This window comes from Pseudomonas sp. (assembly GCF_036387035.1).
Classification (GTDB): domain Bacteria; phylum Pseudomonadota; class Gammaproteobacteria; order Pseudomonadales; family Pseudomonadaceae; genus Aquipseudomonas.
In genome coordinates this window covers 1-3,493 of record NZ_DASVUM010000225.1, presented here as the reverse complement: position 1 = coordinate 3,493, position 3,493 = coordinate 1, and the positions used below count along the sequence as shown (strand labels likewise).

General features: G+C 55.5%; 7 protein-coding genes. All 7 read left to right on the top strand.

Annotated features, from left to right (window positions below; genetic code table 11):
* The coding region (rpsH, locus tag VF672_RS20825) for a 30S ribosomal protein S8 (protein ID WP_331106414.1) at positions 1 to 79 on the top strand (79 nt) is incomplete at its 5' end.
* A gap of 12 nt (positions 80 to 91) precedes the next feature.
* Complete coding sequence (gene rplF / locus VF672_RS20820; RefSeq protein WP_037017725.1) at positions 92 to 625, top strand: 50S ribosomal protein L6; 534 nt, start codon at positions 92 to 94, stop codon at positions 623 to 625.
* Positions 626 to 635: 10 nt separating this feature from the next.
* Positions 636 to 986 carry a 50S ribosomal protein L18 gene (gene rplR, locus VF672_RS20815; protein WP_037017727.1) on the top strand — a complete coding sequence of 117 codons (351 nt, stop codon included), beginning with the start codon at positions 636 to 638 and terminating at the stop codon, positions 984 to 986.
* Positions 987 to 989: 3 nt separating this feature from the next.
* Positions 990 to 1,490: a 30S ribosomal protein S5 gene (gene rpsE / locus VF672_RS20810; protein ID WP_037017729.1), complete on the top strand. Its 501-nt coding sequence runs from the start codon at positions 990 to 992 to the stop codon at positions 1,488 to 1,490.
* Between the two features lie 2 nt (positions 1,491 to 1,492).
* The gene (gene rpmD, locus VF672_RS20805; protein ID WP_028621547.1) at positions 1,493 to 1,669 is read left to right on the top strand and encodes a 50S ribosomal protein L30; all 177 of its coding nucleotides are present in this window, start codon (positions 1,493 to 1,495) and stop codon (positions 1,667 to 1,669) included.
* Positions 1,670 to 1,672: 3 nt separating this feature from the next.
* Positions 1,673 to 2,104 carry a 50S ribosomal protein L15 gene (gene rplO / locus VF672_RS20800; protein ID WP_268798232.1) on the top strand — a complete coding sequence of 144 codons (432 nt, stop codon included), beginning with the start codon at positions 1,673 to 1,675 and terminating at the stop codon, positions 2,102 to 2,104.
* Positions 2,105 to 3,436: a preprotein translocase subunit SecY gene (gene secY / locus VF672_RS20795; protein WP_065988454.1), complete on the top strand. Its 1,332-nt coding sequence runs from the start codon at positions 2,105 to 2,107 to the stop codon at positions 3,434 to 3,436.
* Positions 3,437 to 3,493 lie beyond the last annotated feature (57 nt).

Genomic DNA, 3,493 nt, shown 5'->3' with positions numbered 1-3,493 from the left:
CACCAACAAAGGTGTGATGACGGATCGTGCTGCGCGCGCTGCCGGTGTCGGCGGCGAAGTGCTTTGCACAGTGTTCTAAGGGGGGATAAGCATGTCACGCGTAGCTAAGAACCCCGTTAAGTTGCCAGCAGGCGTCGAAGTCAAACTCGTCGGCCAGCAGCTTTCGGTGAAGGGTGCCAAGGGCACTCTAGACCTGAACATTCATTCGTCCATTGAAATTGTTGAAGAGTCCGGTGAGCTGCGTTTCGCTGCTCGCAACGGCGACCAACAAACTCGCGCAATGGCCGGTACCACTCGTGCGTTGGTAAACAATATGGTCCAGGGCGTAAGCCAAGGCTTCGAGCGCAAGCTCCAGCTGGTCGGTGTTGGTTACAAAGCGCAAGCAAAAGGCACGGTGCTGAACCTGGCCCTTGGCTTCTCGCACCCAGTGGACTACGAATTGCCGGAAGGCATCACCGCTGAGACTCCCAACCAAACCGATATCGTCATTCGCGGTATCGACAAGCAGTTGGTTGGTCAAGTGGCCGCTGAGATCCGCGACTTCCGCCGTCCAGAGCCGTACAAAGGCAAAGGCGTGCGTTACGCGGACGAAGTCGTCCGTCGTAAAGAAGCCAAGAAGAAGTAGGGCATAGCAAATGACCGTCAAAAAAGTTACCCGACTGCGTCGCGCTCGCAAAGCACGCCTGAAAATGCACGAACTCGAAGTCGTGCGTCTCTGCGTGTACCGCTCTTCGCAGCACATTTATGCCCAGGTCATCTCGGCCGACGGCAGCAAGGTCTTGGCAAACGCCTCGACTTTGGACAAAGAACTGCGTGATGGCGCCACTGGCAACATCGACGCGGCCACTAAAGTTGGCCAGCTGATCGCTGAGCGTGCGAAAGCCGCCGGTGTATCGCAAGTGGCTTTTGATCGTTCTGGCTTCAAGTACCACGGTCGCGTTAAGGCGCTGGCTGATGCTGCTCGTGAAGGCGGGCTGGAGTTCTAAGTTATGTCAAATAACGACCAAAAACGCGACGAAGGCTACATCGAGAAGCTGGTACAGGTTAATCGCGTAGCAAAAACCGTTAAAGGCGGCCGTATCTTCACTTTCACCGCGTTGACCGTGGTTGGTGATGGTAAAGGGCGCGTTGGCTTCGGCCGTGGCAAGTCACGTGAAGTGCCTGCTGCGATCCAGAAGGCAATGGAAGCTGCTCGCCGCAACATGATCCAGGTTGATCTGAACGGCACCACGTTGCAGTACGCCATCAAGTCCGCCCACGGCGCCTCGAAGGTCTACATGCAGCCTGCGTCGGAAGGTACCGGCATCATCGCTGGCGGTGCAATGCGCGCCGTTCTCGAAGTTGCTGGCGTCCATAACGTCCTGGCCAAGTGCTACGGTTCGACCAACCCGGTCAACGTTGTTCACGCAACGTTCAAGGGTTTGAAGACCATGCAGTCCCCTGAGTCCATCGCTGCTAAACGCGGCCTGAACGTCCAGGAGATCTTCTGATCATGGCTACCGTTAAAGTTACGCTGATCAAAAGCATGACCGGCCGCATTCCTAACCACAAACTGTGCGTTAAGGGTTTGGGTCTGCGTCGCATCGGTCACACCGTAGAAGTCGTTGATACCCCGGAAAACCGTGGGATGATCAATAAGGCTTACTACATGCTGCGCGTCGAGGGTTAATCGATGAAACTCAATGATCTGAGTCCAGCGCCGGGTTCCCGTCGCGAAAAGCATCGTCCGGGCCGTGGTATCGGTAGTGGTTTGGGTAAGACCGGTGGCCGTGGCCACAAAGGTCAGACCTCCCGCTCCGGTGGCACCATTGCTCCGGGCTTCGAAGGCGGCCAACAGCCGTTGCATCGTCGTCTGCCTAAGTTCGGCTTCGTCTCTTTGAAAGCTATGGATCGTGCTGAAGTTCGCACCTCCGAGCTGGCTAAAGTAGAAGGCGTCATCACTGTGCAGTCCCTGAAGGATGCCAACGTGATCAACCAAAACGTTCAGCGTGTGAAAATCATGCTGTCCGGTGAGGTTACTCGCGCAGTCACCCTTAAAGGTATCGCAGCCACCAAAGGTGCGCGTGCGGCTATCGAAGCAGCTGGCGGCAAGTTCGAGGAATAAATGGCTAAGCAAGGTGCTCTCTCAGCGCTAGGCAAAAGCGGCGGGTTGTCCGAACTCTGGGCTCGTCTGCGTTTTCTGTTCCTGGCGATTATCGTCTATCGGATCGGTGCGCATATCCCAGTTCCAGGTATCAACCCTGACCGGCTGGCGGACCTGTTTCGACAGAATGAGGGGACCATTCTTAGCTTGTTCAACATGTTTTCAGGTGGTGCGCTGGAGCGCATGAGCATTTTTGCACTGGGGATCATGCCGTACATCTCGGCATCGATCATCATGCAGCTCATGACCGCAGTCAGCCCGCAACTGGAGCAGTTGAAGAAGGAAGGTGAAGCTGGTCGTCGCAAGATTAGCCAGTACACCCGCTATGGCACCGTAGTCCTGGCCCTGGTTCAAGCCATTGGCATGTCCATTGGTTTGGCCGGTCAGGGCGTTGCGTTCTCAGCAGATATCGGCTTCCACTTCGTTGCAGTCACCACGTTTGTTGCGGGTGCGCTGTTTATGATGTGGCTGGGCGAGCAGATCACTGAGCGCGGTGTCGGCAACGGTATCTCGATGTTGATTTTTTCGGGTATCGTCGCCGGTCTTCCGAGAGCGATTGGGCAGTCTTTCGAGTCTGCGCGCCAAGGTGATATCAATATCTTCGCTTTGGTCGCCATCGGTTTGCTGGCAGTAGCGATCATCGGTTTCGTGGTGTTCATTGAGCGTGGTCAGCGTCGTATTGCTGTTCACTACGCCAAGCGTCAGCAGGGCCGCAAGGTTTTCGCTGCGCAGACAAGCCACTTGCCTTTGAAAGTAAACATGGCGGGCGTCATTCCTGCCATTTTTGCGAGCAGCATCTTGCTGTTCCCGGCTTCGCTGGGTGCCTGGTTTGGTCAGTCTGAGGGTATGGGCTGGCTGCAGGACATCTCGCAGTCGATCGCCCCTGGTCAGCCGTTGAATATTCTGCTGTTTAGTGCAGGGATTATTTTCTTCTGCTTCTTCTATACGGCGTTGATGTTCAATCCGAAAGACGTAGCGGAAAACCTGAAGAAGTCCGGTGCCTTTATTCCGGGCATCCGTCCTGGTGAGCAGTCTGCACGCTATATCGATGGCGTTCTGACTCGTCTGACCATGTTCGGTGCTCTCTACATGATGGCCGTGTGCTTGCTTCCCCAGTTCCTGGTGGTAGCCGCAAACGTGCCGTTTTACCTTGGCGGGACCTCGTTGCTGATCGTGGTCGTGGTTGTGATGGACTTCATGTCCCAAGTGCAATCGCACCTCGTTTCGCACCAGTATGAATCCCTGATGAAGAAAGCCAACCTGAAGGGCTACGGCAGCGGCATGCTGCGCTGAAGCACCCATAAGGTTCGAGGAGTTGGTGATGAAAGTTCGTGCATCGGTGAAAAAGCT

Excerpts from the sequence above, each read along its gene's own strand:
- rpsE (WP_037017729.1), top strand. The coding sequence starts at position 990 with ATGTCAAATAACGACCAAAAACGCGACGAAGGCTACATCGAGAAGCTG.
- rplO (WP_268798232.1), top strand. The coding sequence starts at position 1,673 with ATGAAACTCAATGATCTGAGTCCAGCGCCGGGTTCCCGTCGCGAAAAG.
- rplF (WP_037017725.1), top strand. The coding sequence starts at position 92 with ATGTCACGCGTAGCTAAGAACCCCGTTAAGTTGCCAGCAGGCGTCGAA.
- secY (WP_065988454.1), top strand. The coding sequence starts at position 2,105 with ATGGCTAAGCAAGGTGCTCTCTCAGCGCTAGGCAAAAGCGGCGGGTTG.
- rplR (WP_037017727.1), top strand. The coding sequence starts at position 636 with ATGACCGTCAAAAAAGTTACCCGACTGCGTCGCGCTCGCAAAGCACGC.
- rpmD (WP_028621547.1), top strand. The coding sequence starts at position 1,493 with ATGGCTACCGTTAAAGTTACGCTGATCAAAAGCATGACCGGCCGCATT.